This is a genomic window from Saccharopolyspora erythraea (assembly GCF_018141105.1).
GTDB lineage: Bacteria > Actinomycetota > Actinomycetes > Mycobacteriales > Pseudonocardiaceae > Saccharopolyspora_D > Saccharopolyspora_D erythraea_A.
Genome location: NZ_CP054839.1, coordinates 7,725,489 through 7,751,259 on the forward strand (window position 1 = coordinate 7,725,489; position 25,771 = coordinate 7,751,259).

The 25,771-nt window shown below is 71.0% G+C and carries 22 protein-coding genes; 2 read left to right on the forward strand and 20 right to left on the reverse strand.

Going from position 1 to position 25,771, the window contains the following annotated elements; translation table 11 throughout:
* Nucleotides 1-54: 54 nt before the first annotated feature.
* The gene (locus tag HUO13_RS34680; RefSeq protein ID WP_009944067.1) at nt 55-495 is read left to right on the forward strand and encodes an Lrp/AsnC family transcriptional regulator; all 441 of its coding nucleotides are present in this window, start codon (nt 55-57) and stop codon (nt 493-495) included.
* A gap of 72 nt (nt 496-567) precedes the next feature.
* On the opposite strand, the gene HUO13_RS34685 is transcribed toward HUO13_RS34680, so the two are convergent.
* From HUO13_RS34685 to HUO13_RS34775, 19 genes are all read right to left on the reverse strand, one after another.
* The gene (locus HUO13_RS34685; protein WP_211899070.1) at nt 568-1,953 is read right to left on the reverse strand and encodes a sunset domain-containing protein; all 1,386 of its coding nucleotides are present in this window, start codon (nt 1,951-1,953) and stop codon (nt 568-570) included.
* A 296-nt stretch (nt 1,954-2,249) separates the two neighbouring features.
* The gene (locus HUO13_RS34690; protein ID WP_211899071.1) at nt 2,250-3,284 is read right to left on the reverse strand and encodes a polyprenyl synthetase family protein; all 1,035 of its coding nucleotides are present in this window, start codon (nt 3,282-3,284) and stop codon (nt 2,250-2,252) included.
* A gap of 48 nt (nt 3,285-3,332) precedes the next feature.
* Entirely contained in the window at nt 3,333-4,880 is a 1,548-nt protein-coding gene (nuoN, locus tag HUO13_RS34695) for an NADH-quinone oxidoreductase subunit NuoN (protein ID WP_211899072.1), read from the reverse strand.
* Nucleotides 4,881-4,882: 2 nt separating this feature from the next.
* A complete protein-coding gene (locus tag HUO13_RS34700) occupies nt 4,883-6,460 on the reverse strand; it encodes a complex I subunit 4 family protein (protein WP_211899073.1) in 1,578 nt (525 codons plus the stop codon).
* Nucleotides 6,461-6,560: 100 nt separating this feature from the next.
* Nucleotides 6,561-8,498: an NADH-quinone oxidoreductase subunit L gene (gene nuoL, locus HUO13_RS34705; protein ID WP_211903366.1), complete on the reverse strand. Its 1,938-nt coding sequence runs from the start codon at nt 8,496-8,498 to the stop codon at nt 6,561-6,563.
* 88 nt (nt 8,499-8,586) lie between these two features.
* Complete coding sequence (gene nuoK / locus HUO13_RS34710; RefSeq protein WP_211899074.1) at nt 8,587-8,886, reverse strand: NADH-quinone oxidoreductase subunit NuoK; 300 nt, start codon at nt 8,884-8,886, stop codon at nt 8,587-8,589.
* Nucleotides 8,883-9,875, reverse strand: coding sequence for an NADH-quinone oxidoreductase subunit J (locus tag HUO13_RS34715; protein WP_211903367.1), 993 nt, complete (start codon nt 9,873-9,875; stop codon nt 8,883-8,885). The genes nuoK and HUO13_RS34715 overlap by 4 nt, the downstream gene beginning before the upstream one ends.
* Nucleotides 9,875-10,441, reverse strand: a complete 567-nt coding sequence (nuoI, locus tag HUO13_RS34720) for an NADH-quinone oxidoreductase subunit NuoI (RefSeq protein WP_211899075.1) — start codon at nt 10,439-10,441, stop codon at nt 9,875-9,877. Before nuoI ends, HUO13_RS34715 begins: the two co-directional genes overlap by 1 nt.
* Entirely contained in the window at nt 10,428-11,753 is a 1,326-nt protein-coding gene (gene nuoH, locus HUO13_RS34725; RefSeq protein WP_211899076.1) for an NADH-quinone oxidoreductase subunit NuoH, read from the reverse strand. Before nuoH ends, nuoI begins: the two co-directional genes overlap by 14 nt.
* The gene (locus HUO13_RS34730; RefSeq protein ID WP_211899077.1) at nt 11,750-14,263 is read right to left on the reverse strand and encodes an NADH-quinone oxidoreductase subunit G; all 2,514 of its coding nucleotides are present in this window, start codon (nt 14,261-14,263) and stop codon (nt 11,750-11,752) included. The genes nuoH and HUO13_RS34730 overlap by 4 nt, the downstream gene beginning before the upstream one ends.
* Nucleotides 14,260-15,555 (reverse strand): NADH-quinone oxidoreductase subunit NuoF, encoded by a 1,296-nt coding sequence (gene nuoF / locus HUO13_RS34735; protein WP_211899078.1) that lies wholly within the window; start codon nt 15,553-15,555, stop codon nt 14,260-14,262. Before nuoF ends, HUO13_RS34730 begins: the two co-directional genes overlap by 4 nt.
* 8 nt (nt 15,556-15,563) lie before the next feature.
* Nucleotides 15,564-16,289: an NADH-quinone oxidoreductase subunit NuoE gene (gene nuoE, locus HUO13_RS34740; protein WP_211899079.1), complete on the reverse strand. Its 726-nt coding sequence runs from the start codon at nt 16,287-16,289 to the stop codon at nt 15,564-15,566.
* 5 nt (nt 16,290-16,294) lie between these two features.
* Entirely contained in the window at nt 16,295-17,644 is a 1,350-nt protein-coding gene (locus HUO13_RS34745) for an NADH-quinone oxidoreductase subunit D (protein ID WP_211899080.1), read from the reverse strand.
* Nucleotides 17,645-17,687: 43 nt separating this feature from the next.
* A complete protein-coding gene (locus HUO13_RS34750) occupies nt 17,688-18,437 on the reverse strand; it encodes an NADH-quinone oxidoreductase subunit C (RefSeq protein WP_211899081.1) in 750 nt (249 codons plus the stop codon).
* Between the two features lie 5 nt (nt 18,438-18,442).
* A complete protein-coding gene (locus tag HUO13_RS34755; protein ID WP_009944047.1) occupies nt 18,443-19,105 on the reverse strand; it encodes a NuoB/complex I 20 kDa subunit family protein in 663 nt (220 codons plus the stop codon).
* Nucleotides 19,106-19,133: 28 nt separating this feature from the next.
* Nucleotides 19,134-19,514: an NADH-quinone oxidoreductase subunit A gene (locus HUO13_RS34760; protein WP_211899082.1), complete on the reverse strand. Its 381-nt coding sequence runs from the start codon at nt 19,512-19,514 to the stop codon at nt 19,134-19,136.
* 162 nt (nt 19,515-19,676) lie between these two features.
* The gene (locus tag HUO13_RS34765; RefSeq protein ID WP_211899083.1) at nt 19,677-20,975 is read right to left on the reverse strand and encodes a geranylgeranyl reductase family protein; all 1,299 of its coding nucleotides are present in this window, start codon (nt 20,973-20,975) and stop codon (nt 19,677-19,679) included.
* 687 nt (nt 20,976-21,662) lie between these two features.
* Entirely contained in the window at nt 21,663-22,355 is a 693-nt protein-coding gene (locus HUO13_RS34770; RefSeq protein WP_211899084.1) for a demethylmenaquinone methyltransferase, read from the reverse strand.
* 196 nt (nt 22,356-22,551) lie between these two features.
* Nucleotides 22,552-23,664: a glycosyltransferase family 4 protein gene (locus HUO13_RS34775; protein WP_211899085.1), complete on the reverse strand. Its 1,113-nt coding sequence runs from the start codon at nt 23,662-23,664 to the stop codon at nt 22,552-22,554.
* A gap of 485 nt (nt 23,665-24,149) precedes the next feature.
* On the opposite strand from HUO13_RS34775, the gene HUO13_RS34780 reads away from it, so the two are divergent.
* Entirely contained in the window at nt 24,150-25,010 is an 861-nt protein-coding gene (locus HUO13_RS34780; protein ID WP_211899086.1) for an inositol monophosphatase family protein, read from the forward strand.
* Between the two features lie 93 nt (nt 25,011-25,103).
* On the opposite strand, the gene HUO13_RS34785 is transcribed toward HUO13_RS34780, so the two are convergent.
* Nucleotides 25,104-25,688 carry a hypothetical protein gene (locus tag HUO13_RS34785; protein WP_211899087.1) on the reverse strand — a complete coding sequence of 195 codons (585 nt, stop codon included), beginning with the start codon at nt 25,686-25,688 and terminating at the stop codon, nt 25,104-25,106.
* Nucleotides 25,689-25,771 lie beyond the last annotated feature (83 nt).

Here is a 25,771-nt window from a genome sequence, read left to right on the forward strand (position 1 = left end):
CCCGGACCGCCTACAACGTCACTCCGTTGCGGCGGATACGGCAGAATGTTGCGTATGGACTCCCTCGATCAGCGAATCGTTTCGCGACTGGTGGCCGACGCCCGGGCCAGCTACGCCGAGATAGGCGCGGAGGTGGGGCTGTCGGCCCCGGCGGTGAAACGACGGGTCGACAAGCTGCTCGACCTGGGTGTCCTGCAGGGATTCACCGCGGTGGTCGATCCGGAGGCGCTCGGCTGGGGCACCGAGGCGTTCGTGGAGGTGCACTGCCACGGCAACGTCCCCACGCAACGAATCCGCAGCGGCCTGGAGCCGCTGCCCGAGGTCGTCGCGGCCTACACGGTGTCCGGGCCTGCCGACGCGATCGTGCACCTGCGCGCCGCGGACATCCACCACCTCGAGACCGCGCTGGAGCGGCTGCGGGCGGTGGAGTTCGTCAGCCGGACGGTGTCGACGGTGGTGCTGTCGCGGCTGCTGGAGCGACCGCCGCAGGCCTGAGCGACGCAGACGAGCCGCCGTCGTCCGGTGGACGGCGGCGGCTCGCGGTCTGCAAAGGCGTTGTGCGGCGGCTCAGGTGTTGTGCTGACGGCCGTCCCATGGCTCGAACCCGGCCTGCTCGGCGTCGGCGGCGGTGCGGAACCACACCTCGGCCACGATGCGTTCGTACTGCGGCGACTCCGGCGTGTGGTACTGCCGGGAGGCGAAGTGGCCCTTGACCATGTAGCCCTCCCGCCGCGTCGGGCCCACGTGTTGCTTGGTGTCGGTGGCGGGAGCGTTCTTCCCGCTCGCATCGCCTGACGGGCTTTCCGCGGAGCCGTTGGACGCGGAGCCGGAGCTGCCGTTCGCCGCGGCCGGACCGGAGCCGTTCGACGATCCGTTGCGCCCGGAGTTCGACGTCGTCTTCGGCTTGCCCGGCCGGGGGCCCACCCCGGGTGTGCGGCGCGGCAGCGGCGGCGCGTCCGAGTCGGGTTCGGCGTCGTCGGTGATGCGCGGGATGTTCTGGGTGGCCTCGGCACCCAGCGGCGGGACGTAGGGCGTGTCCTTGCGGGCCTCGTCGACTCCCGGGTCACCGAGCGGCTCGAAGAGCGAGCGGAGCTGCCCGGAGAGCTGCGCATCCCGCTCGGTGTCCTCCCGCGCACCGGACTCCGCGGAAGCCGGCACCCGGGCTGCCGGCTCAGCGCGCCCCGGCGACTCGGCGGAGTCCTGGGCCGAGTCGGAGCCGGTCGGCTCGTCCGCCTCGGCGGGCCACTCCGGGTTCTCCTGCTTGTCCGCCCGCATCGACTTCTGGAACCACGTGCTGCGGCCGGCGGCCTCGTCGTCGGCCAGCTCGATGCCCTCGGGCACCCGCGCCGACTCCGCCGCGTCGCGCGAGGTGCCGGCCGGCTGCCACGCGGGCTCGACGGGTTCCGGTTCGCGCTCGGCGTCCGCGCGGACCCGCGCGGCGAACTCGCGGGACGGGCCGTCGGACCCCCACGCCGGCTCTGGCGGACGCGGCGCCGGCTCGACCGGCTGGCGGGCGGTGTCGTCGTCGGTGATGCGCTCGACCTGCTGGGTCACCTCCGCGGAGTCTCCCGCCGGCGGGACAGGCGCGGCCCACGCACGCGGAGCGCGGTCCCAGGCACCGAACGCAGGCTCCTCCGCCTCGTCCTGGGCCTGGCCGGGCAGCTCGTCGCGGTCGACCAGCGCCGTCGGCTGCGCCGGGCCGAGCCGGTCCGCCCGCACGGGCTCGGCGGGCTCAAGCAGGTCCAGCGGGCCCTCGTCCGGCTCCATCGCCGTCAGCGTCCGCTCCCGGTCGCGCCCGGAATCCTCGGTTTCGCGCACGTAGTCGGCGTAGTCAGCCGATACCGCGTCCAGGCGGCGCCGCAGCGGCCGGACGAACAGCAGCCAGGTGAACAGGGAACCCAACGCGAAGGCGGCCAGGCTCCACAGCCAAACCTGGGTGAACAGCCACGTCACGGACGACGTCCCTCCTCCGAATCCAAGGGCTCGCGCATTCGGCCGGGCGAGCTCGAAGCACGAGTATCGTCCCGGCCCCTCGACCGGGAAGTGATCGGGGGCAGATCCTTACCGCAGCTTGACCGGCGCGCGACCCGCAACGCCGGAGCCGGGGTGTCGCGTCGATCGCTCACCGGGGTGAATTCACCCGGACCGACCACCCGGCGTGGCTTCGCAGAACCACACACGGCCCAGCCCGTCGGGGCGGCTGCACCGGCACCGGACGTGACGACCACCCCGCGAACGCCTTCGCCGGACTACCTGGTGCGGGCGACGACGTAGTCGACGAGCGTGGCGAGCGCGTCGCGTGCCGGCACGTCGGGCAGCGCCGCGAGCTCCGTGCGCGCCTCCGCCGCGTACTCGTCGAGAGTGCGCCGGGCGCGCGTAAGGCCGTCGCACTCCCGCAGCAGCTTCAGCGCCTCCTCCACGTCGGCGTCGTGCTCCAGCGGCCCGGCCAGCAGCTCGCGCAGCCGGACGTCGGTGCCCTCGTCGGCCAGCGCGAAAAGCATGGGCAGCGTCCGCACGCCCTCGCGCAGGTCGGTGCCCGGGGTCTTGCCGGACTCGCCGGCGGGCGATGCGATGTCGATGACGTCGTCGGAGATCTGGAAGGCGGTGCCCAGGATGCGGCCCAGCCGCTCCATCGCCGTCACCTGCTCCGGGTTCGCCCCGGAGAACAGCGCGCCGAACCGGCCCGCGATGGCGATCAGCGAACCCGTCTTCTCGTGGATCACCTTCAGGTAGAAGTCGACCGGGTCCTCGTCGCGGCCGACCCCGACCGTCTCCCGCATCTGGCCGGTGACCAGCGCCTCGAACGTCCTGGCCATCTCGCGGGCGGCGTCGGTGCCGAGGTCGGCGACCAGCCGGGACGCCTGGGCGAACAGGAAGTCGCCGGTCAGGATCGCCACCGAGTTGTCCCAGCGGGCGTTGGCGCTGGTCGCGCCGCGGCGCATGGTCGCCTCGTCCATGACGTCGTCGTGGTAGAGCGTGGCCAGATGGACCATCTCCACGACCGCGGCGGACTTGATGACGTTCTCCGTGCGGGGGTCCCCGAACTGGGCGGCCAGCAGCGCGAACAGCGGGCGGAACCGCTTGCCGCCCGCGTCCACCAGGTGCAGCGACGTGCGGGTGGCGAACTCGAGGTCGCTGCGCACCGACTCGTGCAGCAGCGCCTCGACGTCGGCGATGCCCTGTCGCACCGACTCGGCCAGTGCCGAGTCGGTGATCTCGAATCCCGTCGGACCCGCAACAACGCCCGTCAGGTAGCTGTTCGGGTCACCCGCTGGCCTGCTCACGTCACCGTCGCCTTCGCTCCCCCAAGCTAGCCCCTACGGGCGAGCACTCTACGACACGAAGCCACCGAGGTTGGCCCAGTCCAGTGCCAACGACGGCAGCACGCCCAGCAACAGCGTCACGACCACGCCCAGCGTGATCGCCGCCGTCGTGAACGCGCCCGGCACGCTGACGGTGGGGCCGTCCTCGGCCGGTTCGCTGAAATGCATCAGCACGATGACACGAAGGTAGAAGAACGCCGCGACCGCACTAGCCACCAGGGCCACCACCACCAACGGTGCCATACCGTCGGCGAGAGCGGCCTCGAAGACCACGAACTTCCCGACGAAGCCGCTGGTCATCGGGATGCCCGCGAGTGCGAGGAGCAGGAAGGTGAACACCCAGGCCACCACCGGCGACCGCTTGGCCAGCCCGGCCCAGTCCGAAAGGTGAGTAGCCTCACCATCGGAGGTCCGGACCAGGCTGATCACGCCGAAGATCGCGATCGTGGTGAAGCCGTAGGCCAGCAGGTAGAACATGGTGCCCGCCAGCCCGCGCTCGGTCAGCGCGATCGCGCCGACCAGCAGGAACCCGGCGTGGGCCACCGAGGAGTAGGCGATCATCCGCTTGATGTCGCTCTGGGTCAGGCCCAGCACGACGCCGATGACCATCGACACGATCGCCACCGCGTACAGCACCCCGCGCCACTCCCAGCTCGACGCCTGGAAGGCGACCTGGAAGACCCGCAGGATGCCGCCGAACGCGGCGACCTTCGTGCAGGCCGCCATGAAACCGGTCACCGCGGTCGGCGCGCCCTGGTAGACGTCCGGGGTCCAGGTGTGGAACGGCCCGACCGACGCCTTGAACAGCAGGCCCACCACCAGCAGGCCGAGCCCGGCGAACAGCAGCGTGTCGGAGCGGTCGGTGCCCGCGGTCGCGGCGGCGATCGCCGACAGCTTGACCGAGCCCGCGTAGCCGTAGAGCAGCGCCAGCCCGTAGAGGAAGAACGCCGACGCGAACGCGCCGAGCAGGAAGTACTTGACCGCCGCCTCCTGCGAGAGCAGCCTGCGACGCTTGGCCAGGCCGCACATCAGGTACAGCGGGAGGCTCAGCACCTCCAGCGCGATGAACATCGTCAGCAGGTCGTTGGCCGCGCAGAAGACCATCATCCCGCCGAGGGCGAACAGCGCGAGCGGGAACACCTCGGTGCGCATGCCCGCGACCGCCGCTGTCGCGCGGGTCATCTCGCCGGAACCGGCGGGGCCGGTGTCGTTGGACTCGGCGACGAACGCGCCGCCCGGCTCCACCGAGCGGTCGGCGATCAGCAGGATCGCACCCAGGCCGAGGGCCAGCAGCGTGCCCCACAGGAACAGCGTCGGCGCGTCGATGGCCAGGGAGTCCGACAGCGTCGTGACGCCGGTGCCGCCCTGCCGGGCGTGCAGCGCCAGCGCGACCCCGGCCGCGACCAGGGCCAGCAGGCTCAGCCCCACCTGCGCCGACCACCGCTGGTGGCGCGGCAGGAACGCCTCGACCAGCACCCCCAGGCACGCCGCTCCGAGGATCACCAGGACCGGCATGATCGCCGCGTAGTCGATCAGCGGCAGCTCGACCTGACTCACTGTCAGTTACCTCCCTGCGAGGTGACGGGGTCGGTGACGCCGACCTCGCTCATGGTTGCGCCGACCGACGGGCCGATCACGTCCAGCACCGGCTTCGGGTAGAAGCCCAGCGCCAGCACGAGCACGATCAGCGGCGCGAGGACCGCCTTCTCCCGGAGGTCGAGGTCGGTGATGCCGCGCCGGTGCTTCTCCGGCAGCGCCGGGTCGCCGACCGCGCCGGGTCCGGTGGCCGAGGCCAGCAGCGCGTCGCCGCGCACCGGCCCCTGCATCACCTGCTGGTAGATCCGGAGCACGTACACCGCGGCCAGCACCATGCCGACGGTCGCCAGGACCGTGTAGACCGGCTGGGTCGGGAAGGATCCGACCAGCACCAGGAACTCGCTGATGAACGAGTTGGTGCCGGGCAGCGACAGCGTGCTGAGCCCCGCGACCAGCAGCACGCCCGCCAGCAGCGGCGTCAGCCGCGCCATGCCGCCGTAGTCGGCGATGCGGGTCGAGCCACCTCGGGCGATCACCATGCCGATGGCCAGGATGAGCATGCCGGTCGCGATGCTGTGGTTGATCATGTACGACACCGCGCCCACCTGCGACTGCGAGGTGAAGGCGAAGATGCCCAGCGCGATGAAGCCGAAGTGCGCGATCGAGACGTAGGCGATGAAGCGCTTGAGGTCGTCCTGGCCGAACGCCTGCAGCGACCCGTACAGCACCCCGAGCACCGCAAGCACCAGCACCATCGGAGTCAGCAGCTTCGAGGCGTCCGGTGTCAGCGGCAGGCTGTAGCGCAGGAAACCGAAGGTGCCGACCTTGTCCAGCACGCCGACGACGATGACCGCGACGCCGATCGGCGCCTGCGCGGCGGCGTCGGGCAGCCAGGTGTGCAGCGGCACCAGCGGCGCCTTGATGGCGAACGCGGTGAAGAAGCCGAGGAAGATCCACACCTGCACGTTCGTCGGCGCGTCGGCCAGCACCGGCACCAGCTTCGCCCAGTCGAAGGTGCCCTGTCCCAGCACCTGCGCCGAGTAGACGTAGGCGCCGATCGCCGAGGCCAGCATGATCAGGCCGCCGAGGAAGGAGTACAGGAAGAACTTCACCGCGGCGTAGGTGCGCTGCTCGCCGCCGTACCCGCCGATGAGGAAGTACATCGGGATCAGCATGATCTCGAACAGCACGTAGAACAGGAACACGTCGGTCGCGGCGAACACGCCGACCGTCAGCGCCTGCTCCAGCAGCAGCAGCGAGAAGAACCCGCCGTGGGTGCGGCCCGCGGGCAGCTTCTCGCCCCAGCTGTAGCCCAGCACCAGCGGCAGCAGCAGCGCGATCACCGCGACCATGACCAGCGCGATGCCGTCCACGCCGAACGACAGGTTGATGTCGAAGGCGGGGATCCACGGAACCGAGCTGGTGAGCTGCAGCCGCGCGCCCGCCGGGTCGTACTCCAGCCAGGCGACGGCGGCCAGGACGACCTCGACGAGCGAGAACGCCAGCGCGGTCCACTTCGCCACCGGCTCGTTGCCGCGCAGCAGCCAGACCACCACCGAGCCGAACAGCGGTAGCAGGATCAGTGCGAGGAGCACGGTCATCGGATCTCCTCCAACGGTTCACCCGGCGCGGCCGGAGCCGTCCGGCGGCTTCCCGGCGCGGTCTCGCGGGGCAGAGGTGCGCACGGCACCGGCAGGTTCGTCATGGCGTCCCCACGGCCATCAGGGCGGCGATCAGGATCACGCCGCCTGCGAGCATGGACAGGGCGTAGGAGCGGACGAATCCGGTCTGCCAGCGCCGCATCCGGGTGGAACCGAACCCGAGCAGGCCGGCCACCCCGGTGACGGTGCCGTCGACGCCCTTGCGGTCGACCTCGACCAGGCCGCGAGTCAGCAGCCTGGTCGGCAGCACCACGAGTCCGCGGTTCAGCGCGTTGCCGTAGAGGTCGGCGCGGGCCGCGCGCACGACCGGCGACACCCGCTCCGGCCGCACCACCGGGACCGGCTTGCGACCGACGACCAGCCAGGCGACGAGCACCCCGAGCGCCGAGAGCGCGACCGTCAGGTACGGGACCACCTCGTGCGGCAGCACCCCGTGGTGGCTTTCGGCGAGCCCGCCCAGCGACGGCGTCAGGTAGTCGACCAGGCGGTTGCCCGCGACGAAGAACCCGCCGGCCCCGATCGAGCCGATCGCGAGCACGATCATCGGCCCGGTCATCACCCCCGGGGACTCGTGCGGGTGGAAGTCCTTCCCGTCGCTCGTCTTCAGGTTCTCCCAGCGCTTCTCGCCGAAGAACGTCATCAGCACCAGGCGGGTCATGTAGAAGGCCGTGATGCCCGCGCCCAGCAGCGCCGCGCCGCCGAACACCCAGCCGCGCCAGCCCTCCTGGCCGAACGCGGCCTCGATGATCGCGTCCTTGGAGTAGAAGCCCGACATGAACGGGAAGCCGATCAGCGCGAGGTAGCCCATCCCGAAGGTGGCGAACGTGATCGGCATGTACCGGTAGAGGCCGCCGAACTTGCGCATGTCGACCTCGTCGTTCATGCCGTGCATCACCGAGCCGGCGCCGAGGAACAGCCCGGCCTTGAAGAAGCCGTGGGTGAGCAGGTGCATGATGCCCAGCGCGTAGCCCGCCGGGCCGAGGCCCACCGCGAGGATCATGTAGCCGATCTGGCTGACCGTGGAGTAGGCCAGCACCTTCTTGATGTCGTCGTAGGCGCAGCCGATGACGCATCCGACCAGCAGCGTGACCGCGCCGACGATGGTGACGACCAGCCTGCCGTCGGGCGAGAGCGTGTAGAGCGGGTTGGCCCTGGCGATCAGGTAGACACCGGCGGTGACCATGGTCGCGGCGTGGATGAGCGCGGAGACCGGGGTCGGGCCCTCCATCGCGTCCGGCAACCACGCCTGCAGCGGGACCTGGCCGGACTTGCCGCACGCGCCGAGCAGGAGCAGCAGCGTGATCGCGAGCAGCACGCCCGGGGTGAGCTCACCGGCCCTGGCGAAGACCTCCGAGTACTGGGTGGTGCCGAGGTTGGCGAACAGCAGGAAGATCGCCAGCGCCAGGCCGACGTCGCCGACGCGGTTCATCACGAAGGCCTTGGTCGCCGCCGCTGCCGCCGACGGGCGGCCCTGCCAGAAGCCGATCAGCAGGTAGGACGCCAGGCCGACGCCTTCCCAGCCGAGGTAGAGCGTCACGAAGCTGTTGCCCATGACCAGCACGAGCATCGCGGCGACGAACAGGTTCAGGTAGGCGAAGAACCGGCGCCGCTCGGTGTTGTCCCTGCCGGTGCGGCCTTCCTGGTCGTGGGCCATGTAACCGATCGAGTAGACGTGGATCAGCGCGCCCACACCCGTGATCAGCAGCATGAACACCATCGACAGCGGGTCCAGCCGGAGTCCGAAGTCGACCTGCAGCGCCTCGACCGGGATCCAGGAGAACAGGTACAGCTCCCGCTCCCGCTGCGCCGCGGGCAGGCCGTTGATGGAGAAGAACAGCGCGACCGCGTACGCGAACGAGCCGATCACCGTCGCGCAGCCCAGGACGTGGCCCCACCCGTTGGCCCGGCGCCCGGCCAGCAGCAGCACCAGCGCGCCGAACGCGGGCAGCGCGATGAGCAGCCACGCGTTCTGCTGGATCGCGCCCGTCGCGCTGACCACGTCCAAGGTCGGCGGGACCCCGGCGGGGATCTCCCCGGTTGTCGTCATTGCCGTCACCACGCGCCTCTCAGTACTTCAGGAGGTTGGCGTCATCGACCGAGGCCGAGCGACGCGTACGGAAGATCGACATGATGATCGCCAGGCCGACCACGACCTCGGCCGCGGCGACGACCATCACGAAGAAGGCCATGACCTGCCCGTTCACCGACCCCTCGATGCGGGCGAAGGTCACCAGCGTCAGGTTGACGGCGTTGAGCATCAGCTCGATGCACATGAACACGACGATCGCGTTGCGCCGGACCAGGACGCCCACCGCCCCGATGCTGAACAGCAGGGCCGACAACAGCAGGTAGTAGGTCGGGGTCACCGCCGGACCTCCTCGGTGGATGCTTGCTCGGATTCCTTGCCGTTGCCGTTGCCGTTGCCGTTCCCGTTGCCGCCGCCGGGGTGCGGTCCGTCGCCGTTGGTGTGCTCCGGCTCGGAGCGATCCGGCGTCGTGGCCTGCTCGGCCTCCCGCTCACCGGTCAGCGCGCGCGGCCCGGGTTCGGGCGCCTCTCCCGAAACCGCCCGGCGCTCCTCGCGGAACCGGTCGGCGGGCAGGTTGTCCAGCAGCTCCGAGAGCGACTCCGGGGCGACCGAGCCGTCGGGCAGCAACGCGGGCGTGGCCACCGAGTTCGCCGTCGCGTAGACGCCCGGGCCGGGCAGCGGCGAGACCCGCGCGCTGCGGAAGCGGGCGTCGGCCATGTCGCGCTGCGACATCCGCTTGGCCCGCCCCTTGCCGCCGTAGGCCAGGACCATCGCGCCCAGCGCCGCGGTGATCAGCAGCGCCGAGGTGAGCTCGAAGGGGAACAGGTAGTCGGTGAAGATCAGCCGTCCGAGACCGCCCGCGCCACCGCCCTGCGGCGACCACGGGTTCAGCGGCGCGGCGACCGGCACGTCGGTGAGCGCCCTGGCCAGGCCGGTCACCAGCAGCGCGGCGAAGCCCACGCCCGCCAGCGCCGCGGCCAGCCGCTGCCCGCGCAGCACCTCCACGACCGAGTCCGACGAGTCGCGGCCCACCATCATCAGCACGAACAGGAACAGCATCATGATCGCGCCGGTGTAGACGATGATCTGGGTGAAACCGAGGAACGGCGCGCTCTGGGCCATGTAGAGCACGCCGAGGCACAGCATCGTCAGCACCAGCCAGAGCGCGGAGTGCACCGCGTTGCGGGCGAAGACCATGCCGAGCGCGCCGAGCAGCGCCAGCGGGCCGAGGGTCCAGAAGACCGCGGCCTCGCCGGCGCCGACCACGTCCTGGGCCTGGGTCTGCGCCAGGTACTGCGTTTGCTGGAGGATCTGGGCCGCGAGTGCCATCACCTTCTGGCCTCCTCAGGACCGGTCTCCACGGTCTCGCCCTCGGGAACCCCGGCCTGCCGCGCCAGTTCCGGACCCCGCACGTAGTAGTCCTGCTCGTCGTCGCCGAGCCGCATCGGGTGCGGCGGCTGCTCCATGCCCGGCAGCAGCGGCGCGAGCAGGTCTTCCTTGGTGAAGATGAGGTCGCGACGGTTGTCGTCGGCGGTCTCGTACTCGTTGGTCATGGTCAGCGAGCGGGTCGGGCATGCCTCGATGCACAACCCGCAGCCGATGCAGCGCAGGTAGTTGATCTGGTAGTCCATGCCGTAGCGCTCACCGGGCGAGTACCGCTCGTCCTCGGTGTTCGTGCCGCCCTCGACGAAGATCGCGTCGGCCGGGCACGCCCAGGCGCACAGCTCGCAGCCCACGCACTTCTCCAGCCCGTCCGGGTGACGGTTGAGCTGGTGCTTGCCGTGGAACCGAGGCGCCGGGATCTTCTTGACCTCCGGGTACTCCTCGGTGACGACCTTGCGGAACATCGTCGAGAAGGTGACGCCGAAGCCCTTGATCGGATCAAACACTCCCATTGGGCTCCTCCTTGGTCGAGCCGGCGCCTTCGCCCGGCAGCTGCCCGGCAGGCGCGGCCTGCGCACCCGTGTGCACCGCGCTGCGCCGCGGCGGGGCCTTCGGCACTTCGAGGTCCAGCGGCGGGATCGGGTACCCGCTGCCCGCGAGCGGGACCTCGCCGTCGGACTCTGGGACCTTGCGGTCGGGGATCAGGAACGTCGCGACGAGCAGGACGGCGATGACCACGCCGCCCGCGATCAGGAACTGCTGCGAGGTGACCGCGTCGTTGTTGCGCAGGGCCCGGATGACGGTGACCGCGATGATCCACAGCAGGCTCAGCGGCACCAGGAACTTCCAGCCCACGTTCATGAACTGGTCGTAGCGCAACCGCGGCAGGGTGCCGCGCAGCCAGACGAAGAAGAACAGGAACGCCAGCGTCTTGCCGAGGAACCACAGCACCGGCCACCAGCCGGTGTCGAGGACCCCGCCGCCGATCGACGACAGCGGCCACGGGGCGTGCCAGCCGCCGAGGAACAGCGTCGTCGCCAGCGCCGAGACGGTGACCATGTTGATGTACTCGGCGAGGAAGAACAGCGCGAACTTCAGCGACGAGTACTCGGTGTGGAAGCCGCCGACCAGCTCGGACTCGGCCTCCGGGAGGTCGAACGGGGCGCGGTTGGTCTCGCCGACCATCGACACCACGTAGACCAGGAAGCTGAAGGGCAGCAGCAGCGCGAACCAGCCGCCCTTCTGCGCCTCGACGATACCCGAGGTCGACAGCGTCCCCGCGTACATGATCACCGCGACGAACGACAGGCCCATCGCGATCTCGTAGGAGATCACCTGCGCCGCCGAGCGCAGCGAGCCCAGCAGCGGGTAGGGCGAGCCGGAGGACCAGCCGGCCAGCACGATGCCGTAGACGCCGATCGAGGCGCAGGCCAGCACCACCAGCAGGCCGACCGGCAGCTCGACGAGCTGCAGCGCGGTCTGGTGGCCGAAGACGGTGACCTCGCCGCCGAGCGGGATCACCGAGAACGCCACCAGCGCGGGCGTCGCCGAGATCACCGGGGCCAGGAAGTACACCCACTTGTCGGCCAGGACCGGTCGGATGTCCTCCTTGAACGCCAGCTTCAGGCCGTCGGCCAGCGACTGCAGCAGGCCGAACGGTCCGGCCCGGTTCGGGCCCGGCCGGTGCTGCATGCGGCCGATGACGCGCCGCTCGGCCCAGATCGAGAACAGCGTCATCACCACGAGGAAGGCGAAGATCACCACGACCTTGATCAGGACCAGCCAGATCGGGTCGTCGGCGAGCAGTTCCGCGGTGTTGGTCATGCTCTACCCCCATCGAGGTGCGGCACGTGGCCGTTGCCGCCCGCGGGCAGCGGGGTGGCGGCGGCCAGTTCGACCACCGAGCCGTGCCCCGCGCCGAGGGCGCGGTTGACCTTGGAGGGCCCGGAGTCGGTGGGCAGCCACACCACGTCGTCGGGCATCTCGCTGATCTCGGCTTCCAGCGTGATCGCGCCGCGCCCGGTGCGTACCTCCAGCCGCTGGCCGGGCTGGAGGCCGACGCGCTGCGCGGTGCGCTGGGAGATCCGCGCGACCGGCCGCCGGGCGGTGCCCGCGAGGTTGGGTTCGCCGTCCTGCAGCGAGCCGTCGTCGAGGAGCTGCCGCCAGGTGGCCAGCAGCACCTGGTCCGGGCCGGGCCGGACGGTGGGCGCGGGCTGGTCGGGCGCCGTGGGCCGGGGGGCGGTGCCGGTGCCGAGCCGCTCCAGCTCACCGGCCGCGGCGGCCGGTGTCTGGGTGAACAGGTCGGCGTCCATCTCCACGGCGAGGGTGTCGAGCACCCGGCAGTCCGGCAGGGCGCCGGTGCCGTCGATGGTTGTCTGGAACTCCCGGCGGCGTCCTTCCCAGTTGAGGTAGGAACCCGCGCGCTCGACGCTTGCGGCGATCGGCAGCACGACGTCGGCGTGCTCTGTGACGGCGCTGGGCCGCAGCTCCAGGCTGACCACGAAGCCGACGCTGCGCAGGGCCCGCTCGGCGAGTTCGGGGTCGGGCAGGTCGTCCGGGTCGACACCGCCGACGAGCAGACCGGAGAGCCTGCCCTCGGCCGCGTCGGCGAGGATGGCGTTGCCGTCGCGGCCCGGTGCGGCAGGCAGCGTCCCGACGTCCAGGCCCCAGCTCTGCTCGACCTCGGCGCGGGCCGCCGCGTCGGAGACCGGCCTGCCGCCGGGCAGCAGCGTGGGCAGCGCCCCGGCCTCGATCGCGCCGCGCTCGCCCGCGCGGCGCGGCACCCAGGCGACCCGGGCGCCGGTGGCCGCGGCGGTGCGCAGGACCGCGGAGCAGAGGCCGGGCACCTGCGCGGCGCGCTCGCCGACGACGAGCACCGCGCCTTCGGCCCGCAGCGCCTGGTCCACTTCGGACGGAAGCTCGGCCAGCGCGGCGGCCTCCCCGCCCGGCGGGCAGGCGACCAGCGAGCCGGTGCTCACCGGTCCGCCGTCGTGCACGATGACGGTGGTCTTCTCCACGCCCGGCGAGTTCCACTGCCCGAGGTGGTAGACCTTCGTCTTCCTCTTGCGGGCCGCCTTGCGCAGCCGCAGGAAGACGATCGGCGACTCCTCCTCGGGCTCGAACGCCACGCACAGCACCGCCGGTGCGGCTTCCAGGTCCGCGTAGGTCACGCCGCCGCTCTCCGGCGAGCTGCCGACCACAGTGGACTCCAGGAAAGCCAGCTCCTCGGCGGAGTGCGCCCGTGCCCGGAAGTCGATGTCGTTGGTGCGCAACGCGATTCGGGCGAACTTCGAGTACGCGTAGGCGTCCTCGACGGTCAGCCGCCCACCCGGCAGCACCCCGACGCCACCGCCGTCGCGGGCCGCGGCCAGCCCGGCCGCCGCCGCGCCGAGCGCCTCGGTCCAGGACGCCGGCCGCAGCTCACCGCCCTCCCGGACCATGGGCCGGGTGAAGCGGTCGGTGGCGGTGACGTAGCGGAAGCCGAACCTGCCCTTGTCGCAGATCCACTCCTCGTTGACCTCCGGCGCGTCCCCGGCCAGCCTGCGCATCACCTTGCCGCGCCGCCAGTCGTTGCGGATCTCGCAGCCCGATGCGCAGTGCTCGCACTGGCCCGGCGTGGAGACCAGGTCGAACGGCCGGGAGCGGAACCGGTAGGCGGCGCTGGTCAGCGCGCCGACCGGGCAGATCTGGATGGTGTTGCCGGAGAAGTACGACTGGAACGGCTGCTGCTCGCCGATGCCGATCTGCTGCAACGCGCCGCGCTCCAGCAGCTCGATGAACGGGTCGCCCGCGATCTCCTTGGAGAACCGGGTGCAGCGCTGGCACAGCACGCAGCGCTCGCGGTCGAGCAGGATCTGCGAGGAGATCGGGACCGGCTTGGCGAAGGTCCGCTTGGTGTCGCGGAAGCGGGAGTCCGCCCTGCCGTGCTTGAGCGCCTGGTTCTGCAGCGGGCACTCGCCGCCCTTGTCGCAGATCGGGCAGTCCAGCGGGTGGTTGATCAGCAGCAGCTCCATCACGCCCTGCTGCGCCTTGTCGGCCACCGCCGAGGTCCGCTGGGTCTTGACGACCATGCCGTCGGCGACGGTCATGGTGCACGACGCCTGCGGCTTGGGCATCGGCCTGCCGTTCATCTCGACCTCGACCAGGCACTGCCTGCAGGCGCCCGCGGGGTCCAGCAGCGGGTGGTCACAGAACCGCGGGATCACGATGCCCATCCGCTCCGCGGTGCGGATCAGCAGCTCGCCCTTGGGCGCGTCCACCTCGACACCGTCGATGGTCAGGCGAACGTGGCCCTCCGGTACGGGGCGGGTCTGCGCTTCTGGTGCCACGGTCATCGGGCCGCTCCTGCGAGTGCGGGCTCTTCGGTCTTGGTGCACAGCGCGAGGAACTCCTCGCGGAAGTACTTGATGCCGCTGGTGATCGGGCTGACCGCGCCGTCGCCGAGCGCGCAGAACGAACGGCCGAAGATGTTGTCGCAGACGTCGAGCAGGGTGTCGACGTCCTCCGGGGTGCCCCGGCCCTCGACCATCCGCTCCAGCACCTGGGCCAGCCAGAAGGTCCCCTCGCGGCAGGGCGTGCACTTGCCGCAGGACTCGTGCTCGTAGAACTGGGTCCACTTCATGACCGCCCACGGCACCGAGACGGTCTCGTTGAAGACCATGACCGCGGTCGTGCCGAGCATCGAGCCGGCCTCGGCCGCGCCCTCGAAGTCCAGCGGGACGTCCAGGTGCTCGGCGGTGAACAGCGGGGTCGACGAGCCTCCGGGCGTCCAGAACTTCAGCGGGATGCCGTCCTTCATGCCGCCGGCCAGCTCCAGCAGCTCCCGCAGCGTGGTGCCCAGTGGGGCCTCGTACTGGCCGGGCCGCTCGACGTGGCCGGACACCGAGTAGATCTTGGGCCCGGGCGACTTCTCGCTGCCCATCAGCCGGAACCAGTCCGAGCCGCCGTTGACGATGTAGGGCACCGAGGCGATGGTCTCGACGTTGTTGACCGTGGTCGGGCACGCGTAGAGCCCGGCGGCGGCCGGGAACGGCGGCTTGAGCCGGGGCTGGCCGCGCTTGCCCTCCAGCGAGTCCAGCAGCGCGGTCTCCTCGCCGCAGATGTAGGCGCCGGCGCCGGCGTGGACCACGATGTCGAGGTCGAAGCCGGAGTCGAGGATGTTCCTGCCGAGGTAGCCCGCGGCGTACGCCTCCTGGACGGCCTTGCTGAGGCGGCGGATGCAGTGCAGCGCCTCACCGCGCACGTAGATCATGCAGTTGTTGGCCCGCATCGCGTAGCTGGCGATGACGCAGCCCTCGATCAGCGAGTGCGGGTCGGCCATCATCAGCGGGATGTCCTTGCAGGTCCCCGGCTCGCCCTCGTCGGCGTTGATGACCAGGTAGTGCGGCTTGACCGGCTCCTTGGGCATGAAGCTCCACTTCACGCCCGCCGGGAACCCGGCGCCTCCGCGACCGCGCAGGCCCGCCGACTTCACCAGCTCGATGAGCTGGTCCGGGTGGGCCTTCAGCGCCTTGCGCAGCGCGCTGTAGCCCTCGAGCTGCTCGTAGGTCGCCAGCGTCCAGGAGTTCGGTGACAGCCACCGCTTCGTCAGCACCGGGGTCAGCGGGCTCGGCTTGGATTCGGTCATGGCCACCCTCACTTCTTCTCCGGCACCGGCGGGAGCTCGGCGTCGTCGGGCATCGCCGGGGCGGTCCAGCCCCGCTCGTTGGCGATGCGCGCTCCGCGCAACGTCTCCTCCGCCGCCGACGGGCCGTCCACGGTGTCCTCGTAGCTGCCGCCCGGCCGGTCGAAGAACCCGGCGAGCTGGCGCTCGGCGCCCCGGAAGTCCGACAGCGGGGCGCCCCGCGTCGGCGCGGGCTTCTCCCCGCGCTGCAACGCCTTGACCAGATCCAGCGCCTTCTCCGGAGTCTGGTTGTCGTAGTACTCGTAGTTCACCTGGAGCACCGGGCCGAGGTCGCAGGCCGCCAGGCACTCGGCATGCTCCAGCGTCAGCGAGCCCTCCTCGCCGGGCCTGCCCGCGGTCTCGTCGTGGCCGACGCCGAGGTGCTCGCTGAGCGTCCGGTAGATCGAGTCGCCGCCGAGCGCCGCGCACAGCGTGTTGGTGCAGACGCTCACCAGGTGCTGCCCGCACGGCTTGCGCTTGTACATCGTGTAGAACGTCGCGACCGCGCTGACCTCGGCGGTGGAGAGGCCGAGCTGCTCGGCGCAGAACCCGATGCCCTCCGTGCTGACGTGGCCCTGCACCGACTGCACCAGGTGCAGCATCGGCAACAGCGCCGACCGCGACTCCGGGTAGCGGCTGATGATCTGCTTGGCGTCGGCCCGCACGTCCTCGCCGAAGACCGCGCCCGTGTTGCTCATGTCCGTCACCGGTCCACCCCGCCCATCACCGGGTCGAGCGAGGCGAGCGAGGCGATCGCGTCCGCCATCAGCCCGCCCTCGACCATCGCCGGAAGCGCCTGCAGGTTCACGAAGCTGGGTTCGCGCACGTGCACCCGCATCGGGCGGGTGCCGCCGTCGGAGACCAGGTGGTAGCCGAGCTCGCCGCGCGGGGACTCGACCGGCACGTAGACCTGGCCGGGCGGCACGTCGAAGCCCTCGGTCACCAGCTTGAAGTGGTGGATCAGCGACTCCATCGACTGACCCATGATCTTGCGGACGTGCTCAAGCGAGTTGCCCATGCCGTCGGGTCCGATGGTCAGCTTGGCCGGCCAGGCGATCTTGGCGTCGGAGACCATCACCGGGCCCGGCTCCATCTTGTCCAGGCACTGCCGGATGATCTTCAGCGACTGGTGCATCTCCTCCAGCCGCAGCAGGTACCTGGCGTAGCAGTCGCCCTCGGTGCTGGTGGGCACCTCGAACTCGTAGTTCTCGTAGCCGCAGTAGGGCTGCACCTTGCGCAGGTCCCAGGCCAGTCCGGACGAGCGAAGCACCGGCCCGGTCACGCCGAGCTGCATGCAGCCGTCCAGCGGCAGGTAGCCGACGTCCTTGAGGCGCTGCTTCCAGATCGGCTGGCCGGTGAACAGCTTGTCGTAGGAGGGCAGCCGGGAGTCCATCACCTTGATGAAGTCCAGGACCTTCTCCCGGTAGCCCTCGGGCAGGTCCTGGGCGACCCCGCCGGGCCGGACGAACGCGTGGTTCATCCGCAGGCCGGTGAGGTACTCCAGCAGGTGCAGGACCTCCTCGCGCTCGCGGAAGCCGAAGGTCATACCGGTGGTGGCGCCCATCTCCATCGCGCCGGTGGCCAGGAAGACCAGGTGCGAGGCGATCCGGCTGAGCTCCATCAGCATCACCCGGAACGTCTGCGCCCGCGGCGGCGCCTCGACGCCGAGCAGCTTCTCGACCGCCATGCAGTAGGCGGTCTCGTTGTGCAGCGGCGCGAGGTAGTCCATGCGCGTCACGAAGGTGACGCCCTGGGTCCAGGTGCGGTACTCGACGTTCTTCTCGATGCCGGTGTGCAGGTAGCCGATGACCGAGCGGGCCTTGACGATCGTCTCGCCCTCGAGCTCGAACACCAGCCGCAGCACGCCGTGCGCGGAAGGGTGCTGCGGGCCGAAGTTGATGACGATCCGCTCCTCGCCCGCGGACTCGTCGATGAACTCGTCCCAGTCGCCGCCGGTGACCGTGTAGACCCGTCCCTCGGTGGTCTCCCGGGACGACGCCGCGTAGGGATCACCCAGGCCGGCGGCGGGATCGGCCAGTGGTTCGGTACTCATCTCCACCCCTTTGTGGTGTGGCACTTCGGCCGGGCCGCGTGCGTCACGAATAAGCCCTGCGCTGGTCGGGCGGCGGGATCTCGGCGCCCTTGTACTCCACGGGGATCCCGCCGAGCGGGTAGTCCTTGCGCTGCGGGTGACCGTCCCAGTCGTCGGGCATCAGGATGCGGGTGAGCGCGGGGTGCCCGTCGTAGACGATGCCGAACATGTCGTAGGTCTCCCGCTCCTGGTAGTCGGCGGTCGGGTAGACCTCGACCACCGACGGCAGGTGCGGGTCGTCGACCTCCAGCGCGACCTCCAGCCGGACGCGCCGCCGGTAGGTCATGGACAGCAGGTGGTAGACCGAGTGCAGCCGCTGGGGCACCTCGGGGCCGTAGTCCACACCGGACACCGACGCGCACATCTCGAAGCGCAGCGCGGCATCGTCGCGCAGGCTGCGGCAGATCTCCAGCAGGTGCTCGCGGGCGACGTAGAAGGTGATCTCGCCGCGGTCGACGCTCACCTGCAGCACCGACTCTGCCGGGACGCCGCGCTCGCGCAGCGCCAGGAAGAGGCTGTCGGCCACCTCGTCGAACCACCCGCCGTAGGGGCGCTCGGCGGGGGCCGGGACGTAGGCCGGCAGCCGCAGGCCGCCGTAGCCGGAGGTGTCACCGGTGCCGCGGACACCGAACATGCCCTTGCGGGAGCGGCCGGCCACGAACTCCGCGCCGTCGCCGGTCGGCACCAGGCCGCCGGGTCGATCGGCGCTGGAGCCGGGTTCGCCGGGGTCCGGCGTTGTCTGGTTCTCGGTCAACGAACTCACCTGCCCGCGTTGAGCTCTGCGCGCTCTTCGAGAGCGCCCAACGGCTTCTCGGCGCCCATCTCACGTCGTTGCGCCGCCTGCTGGCGCTCGGCGAGCTTGCGCTGCGAGCGGTTCTTCGGCGCATAGCGCTCGGAGGACGGGACCAGCTCGGTGCGGGCGCCGCTCTCCAGCCGCAGCGCGGCCCGCTTGGCGTTGATCGGCTCGTCCATGATCTTGGCGTGCAGCTTGAGGATCGCGTCGAGCAGCATCTCCGGGCGCGGTGGGCAGCCCGGCAGGTACATGTCGACCGGCACGACGTGGTCGACGCCCTGCACGACGGCGTAGTTGTTGAACATCCCGCCGCTGGAGGCGCACACGCCCATCGCGATCACCCAGCGGGGTTCGGGCATCTGGTCGTAGACCTGCCGCAGGACGGGGGCCATCTTGTTGGTCACCCGGCCTGCGACGACCATCAGGTCGGCCTGCCGGGGCGTGGCGGAGAACCGCTCCATGCCGAACCGGGCGATGTCGTAGCGGGATCCGCCGACGGTCATCATCTCGATCGCGCAACACGCCAACCCGAAGGCCGCAGGCCACACGGATGTCTTCCGCGTCCAGTTGACGAGTTTCTCCACATTGGCCAACAGGATGCCGTTGGGCAGCTTCTCTTCCAGCCCCATCTCGGCACTCCTTCCCGCGTCGCTGCGGCTAGTTCCAGTCCAGGCCGCCGCGCCGCCACACGTATACGTAGGCGAACCCGACGGTGGCGATGAACAACACGATCTCGACCACGCCGAACAGGCCGAGGGCGTCCGCGGAGACCGCGAACGGATAGAGGAAGACCATTTCGATGTCGAACAGGATGAACAACATCGCCGTGAGGTAGTAGGCGACCGGCATCCGGCCGCCGCCGACGACGGGCTGCGGTGACGGCTCGATGCCGCACTCGTAGGCGTCGAGCTTGGCGCGGTTGTACCGGCGGGGGCCCACCAGCGGAGCGATCGCCACGGAGAACACCGCGAACCCCAGTGCCAACGCGAACATCAGCACCAGCGGGACGTAGGCATCGAGCCCGTACTGGTTGAGCACCGCACTGCCCTCCTTCGATGGCCCCCGCCGAGACGGAAATCACGCCACAGCCGTCAGTTGCGCACTCTATGCGGTCGACCGTGTCGGCTCAGTAGTGAGGCGAACCTAACTTTATGACTTGTCGCACACGTCCTTCGTGCACATCTGACCAGACTCCCGCCATCAGGCGCTAGGGGTGAGGCGAGTAGTGGCACTGATCACACGGTCCATGGCGTCACCGTCCTTGGCGTCGTAGAGATTTGCCAGCAGCTTCAACACGAAACGCATGAGCGTGGTCCTGGGTAGACCGTGCTTGGTGGCCATCCGCATCACGGTGGGATTGCCAATCAACTTGGTGAAGATGTGGCCCATCCGGAAGTAGCCGCCCATCGACTGCGACACCACCCGCGGGTACCGGCCCAGCGCCTGCTCCCTCGAGTGCCCGGCGGGCCGGGCCATCGCGTGCACCACGCACTCGGCGGCCAGCCGGGCCGACTCCATGGCGTAGGCGATGCCCTCGCCGTTGAACGGGTTGACCATGCCGCCCGCGTCCCCGACCAGCAGCAGGCCGTCGCGGTAGTGCGGCACCCGGTTGAAGCCCATGGGCAGCGCGGCGCCGCCGATCCGGCCGGTGGCGTTCTCCTCCCGGAAGCCCCACTCCTCGGGCGTGCCGTCGAGCCACGACCGGAGCAGCTGCCGGTAGTCCGTCTTGCCGTACGCCTTGGACGTCGAAAGGATGCCGAGCCCCACGTTGGAGGTGCCGTCGCCCATGCCGAAGATCCAGCCGTAGCCGGGCAGCAGCCGCGGCTCGTCGGGGTTCGAGCGGTCCCACAGCTCCAGGTGCGACTCCAGGAAGTCGTCCTTGGTGCGGGGGCTGTTGTAGTAGCGGCGCACCGCCACACCCATCGGCCGGTCCTCGCGCTTCTGGATGCCCACCGACAGCGCGAGCCGCGCCGACACCCCGTCGCAGCCCAGCACCAGCGGCGCGCGGTAGGTCACCGGCTCCCGCTCCGGCCCGCTCTTGCCCTCGACGCCGACCACGCGCCCGGTCCGGTCGTCGGTCACCGCGCCGGTGACCGTGGTGTTCTCCACCATCCGGGCCCCCGCCTGCTTGGCGCACCCGGCGAGCAGGTCGTCGAAGTCGTTGCGCGGCCGCACGACCCCGTACGGCGGGAAGTCGGCGAGACTCGGCCAGTCCAGCTCGACCGTCACGCCGCCCCCGACCACGCGCAGGCCGCGGTTGTGCAGCCAGCCCGCCTCCTCACGAGTGTCAACACCCAGGTCGACGAGCTGCTTGACACCCCGCGGCGTGATCCCGTCGCCGCAGACCTTCTCGCGGGGGAACGTGCTCTTCTCCAGCAGCAGCACGTCCAGGCCCGCACGGGCCAGGTACGTCGCAGCCGTCGATCCGGACGGACCCGCACCGACGACGATCACGTCGGCGTCTTCGTTCGGCCCGCGGCGGCTGGTGGCGCTCGTCATGACACTCCTCGAATCGTGCTTCGACTCCCCGGGACCCCTCCGGATCCCGCTTGTGAACGAGTTCACTAACTCCGAGTCTAGGCCGCGACCAGCCCGCGATCGAGTCCGCGAAATAGGCCAGCCGGGTGACCGTCATCGCAGGTGAACGGCCTGTTCCGCCCCGCAGAGCACCCCCACCGCCACCCCAACGGCGAACGTGACGATCCGAACAGCCGAACGAGGAACACCACCCGAAACAACAACCCCACGGGCACCACACCCACAGGGGCGGTGCCGTGGTTCTCATCCCGTCGACCTGGCGCCAGCCCGATCAGACCGGGTCAAGGGGGCCTTCCGCTCCCCACCGCAGGATGCCCCGAAAACCCGCTCATCCCGGAGGCCTGCCGGGGGCCTGGGGGCGGCGAGCGCCCCAGAAACCCCGACGGAAGGCGACCCGCAAAGCCAGGGTGGGTACCTCGAAAACCCCCGCGCCCCCGCTCCTCAAAGTGAGCCGCGAGGCCAGGGTGAGTCCCCCGTAAACCCCCGCCCCCACCACCCAAGGCGAGCCGACAGCCAAAGCCCCTACGTCAAAGACCGCCGCAAATGCCAGCCCCGCCGTCAAAGACCGCTGGTGTGGTGGCCCCGCCGTCGAGGAAAACCGCAGTGCCGGGCCGACGGGCAAGGCCCGCGGCGGGAGGTGCCGCTCCCTCAGCTCTCCGGCTTGAGGGCGCGGTGGACGGCGACGGCTCCGTTGGTGAGGTCGCGCCAGGCGACCTCGCTCCATCCGGCCTCGGCGATCTTGCCCGCGAGGGCCTTCTGGTCGGGCCAGTCGCGGATTGACTCCGCGAGGTAGGTGTAGGCGTCCGGGTTCGAGGCGACCGTGCCCGCCACCAGCGGGAGGATCCGCATCACGTAGAGCATGTAGAGCGACCGGAACGGCTTCCAGGTGGGGGTGGAGAACTCGCACACCACGAGCCGTCCCCCCGGCCGCACCACGCGGGCCATCTCCCGCAGGCCGGCGACCGTGTCGGTCAGGTTGCGCAGGCCGAACATGATCGTCACCGCGTCGAAGGACTCGTCCGCGAACGGCAGCCGCAGGGCGTCCGCCGCGACCATGGGCACCTCGCGGTGGCGGCCCGCCTGGAGCATGCCGACCGACAGGTCCGCGGCGACGCACCAGGCGCCCGAGCGGCCGAACTCGACCGTGGAGACCCCGCTGCCCGCCGCCAGGTCCAGGATGCGCTCGCCTGCCTTCGGCTGGAGGGCATCGCGGGTGACGTGGCGCCAGCGGCGGTCCTGGCCGAACGAGATCACCGTGTTGGTCAGGTCGTAGCGCCGCGCGACGCCGTCGAACATCGCGGCGACCTCACGCGGGTTCTTGTCCAAACCTGCCCTAGACACGCCATCAGCCTACGCGGCGGCCCCGGAGGTCAGGCCGCTGCCCGCTGCGCCTCCGGACTCTCCGCGCCGCCCGCGCCCGAGACCAAGCCGCCGCACCCGCGCCCGAAGACCAAGCCGCTGCGGCTGCGCCCGTCAGGCACCCGCCCGCCAAAACCCCTCGGGCTCCGCCCGCCAGGGCGCTGCCGGGACTCCGCCCTCAGGCCGCTGCCCGCAGGGGTGTGTCGAGCACCGCGCGGTAGTGGGCGACCAGTTCGTCGCAGAGCGCCGGCCAGGTGCGGCCCGACACCGCGGTACGCGCGGCCTGGCCGAACCGGGTGCGCAGCGCGCCGTCGCGCAAGGCGTTGACCGCGTCGCGCAGCGCGGCCGTGTCGTCCGGCGGGAGCAGGTAGCCGGTGCGGCCGGGCAGCACCAGGTCCCTGGGGCCGCCCGCGTCGGGTGCGACCACCGGGACGCCGGAGGCCATCGCCTCCTGCACGGCCTGGCAGAACGTCTCGTACGGGCCCGTGTGCACGAAGACGTCGAGGCTGGCGTAGATGCGTGCCAGCTCCTCGCCGGTGCGCAGGCCGAGGAAGGCCGCGCCGGGCAGCGCCTCTTCCAGCGCCGCGCGCTGCGGTCCGTCGCCGACCACGACCACCCGCACACCTGGCGTCTCGTTGAGCACCGCGAGCTTCTCAATGTGCTTCTCCGGGGCGAGCCTGCCGACGTAGCCGACCAGCAGTTCGCCGTTGGGGGCGAGTTCGTGGTGCAGTGCTTCGTCCCGGTGGCGTGGGGAGAACCGGACCGTGTCGACTCCTCGACCCCAGCGGTGCACGCGAGGCACGCCGTGTTCGCGCAGGGCTTCGACGGCCCAACTCGAAGGGGCGAGGGTGCGGTCGGCGCCGCTGTGCAGCCTGCGCGTCCAGCGCCACGCCGCGCGGGCGGTCAGGCCCAGGCCGTAGGACTCCGCGAAGCCCGCCACGTCGGTCTGGTACACCGCGACCGTCGGCACGCCGAGCTTGCGGGCGGCGGCGAGACCGCGGGCACCGACGACGAACGGCGATGCCAGGTGCACCACGTCGGGCTGGAACTCGTGCAGGGACTGCACGAGCCTGCGGGTCGGGAAGCCGATGGGCAGCGAGGAGACCACCGGAAGGTCGACGGCGGGCAGCCGGACCACCGGGGTGCCCGCGTGTTCGGCCGGGCCCGCGCCGGGAGCGACCACCAGCGCGGAATCCCCGCGCTGGCGCAGGTGCTCCAGTACCCGCAGCACCGAGTTGGTCACTCCGTTGACCTGGGGCAGGAAGCTTTCGGTGACGATAGCGATCCGCACGCTCATACCGTCCCGGGCCGGACCGGCGATCAGACGACCGCGACATGACGCGTGCGCCAACGGCAACCGAAGACACCCCCAACACGCCGGCCGCGTGACCAGCAGGCACCACTGCCGAGCCGACCACCGCCGTCAGGAAGCGCCCCGCCAAGCCGACCACAACCAGCAGGCGCCCTGAACCCCCTCTTACCGTCCGGGACACGCACACCCGACCCCCGCCATCGCCAACGTCACACCCCGCGAAACCCGAACCGCCCACCGCGAGCGCCCCGCTCGGGTAGCGTTCCGCTGACCTCCGGCGCCGCCACCGACCCACCGCACCGACCTCGGCTCGCTCCCCCCATTCGGCCGTTTTCCGCCATACCGTCCGGAAAACCCGCTCGCTGGGCGGTCGCGGAGAACTCGCGGAAACGTGACCTGCTCATCCCCCTCCGTCCACCTGCACGTAGCGCTGCGGACACCGAGCGCGATGACGCTGAGGCGGCATGACCGCCTTGCCATCCGAGCCCGCCCAGCGGGTCGAGCCCGGCCTGGTTTCCCGCGCTCTGGAGATCGCGGGCCGGCTCGCCAATGACGCTGCCGACGTCATCACCGAAACGGCGGGGCGGGGAGCCAGACCCGCGGCGACCGAGTCGCCTTTCGACTGGGTGACCGACACCGGCCGCATCCTGGAGCGCCACACCCGCCGGGTGCTGGCCGACGAGTTCCCGGGCATCCCGGTGTTCGGCGAGGAGTTCGACTCCTCACCGGGTACGACGGTCGCCGAGCAGTGCGCGGCGCGGTCGAGCTCGGCGCGGTTCCGGTGGTCGGTCGACCCGGTCGACGGCACCGCGAACTACGTCGCCGGGCTGCCGTGGTGCGCCTACAGCCTGGCGATGCTCGACGAGCACGGGCCGGTGGTCGGGGTGGTCGCCGACCCGTACCGGGGCCAGATCTACGCGGCGGCGCGCGGGCGCGGGATGCGGGCGAACGGGACTCCGGTGCGGTTGTCCGACCAGCAGGAGACCCGCGCCGGGATCGTGTGCACGGAGCTGACCAGGACCGGCGCTTGGCGCGGCATGGACCGGTTCATCACCAACGCCACGGCCGCGCAGGTGGGCGTGCGGCTGCTCGGGTCGCCGGCGCTGGCGATCACCCAGGTCGCGCTGGGCCACGCGATGGCCGCGGTACTCGACTCGTACGAGGAGTGGGACGTGGCGGGGGCGTTGGCGCTGGCGGTCGAGTCCGGTGCCGCGGTGCTGGACCGCCACGGCCGGCACACCGCGCTGCCCGTCGACGGCCTCCTGGTCGCCGCGCCCGGCGTCGCCGACAACGTCCTGCACTGGTGGTCGCAGTCGACCGACTGACCGAACGCCGGAGCGCGACCGGCTGACCGGACGTCCGGCTGACCGCACGCCGTGGTTGGGCTGACCGCAGCCCCTCCGAGGGGCCCTCGCGGCTCAGACGTTGAGCAGTGAGCGGGGCGGGGCGGACTCCGGCGCGAGCACGGCCGACATCGGCCGCAGCAGCGGGAACTGCTCCCGAAGCACCGTCACCTGCTGGTGCACTCGGCTCATGTCGGGGTCGGCCACGAGTTGCAGCACGACCTCGAGCACGTGGTCGGTGAACATCGCGAAGCGGACCGCGGCGTCTTCGAGCTGCTGGTGCACCCGGTGCAGGACCACTTCCTGCCCCACCGCGTCGGCGTCGAGACCGCGACCGAGCTCGACCAGCGCGCGTATGTGGGGCATCTCGGCGTCCATCCGCTGCACGACGGAGTTGAGCGTCTGGCGCGCGTGCGCCGAGGACACCGACTCGACGGCGCTGCCCGCGCGGCGGATGGCCTGTTCGCACCGCTGGAGCTGGGGTAACCACCGGTCCGGCGGGACTGCCGGGGCGGCGGGTGGCGGCGGGGCGGGCACCTCCTGCCGCTGCTGCCGCCCGGGAACGCGGCGCCGCCCGGAGGCGGCGAACACCATCGACGCCGCGGCGCCGACGGCGCCCGCGACGACCGCTACCAGCACCTGCACCCAGAACCCGTCCATGTCGAGTTGTGCCTTTCCGCTCGGCGTTGGAAGGAAACCCGCGCCGGACTCGAGCGCCGTGCCATCCCCTCACCTGCTGCGAC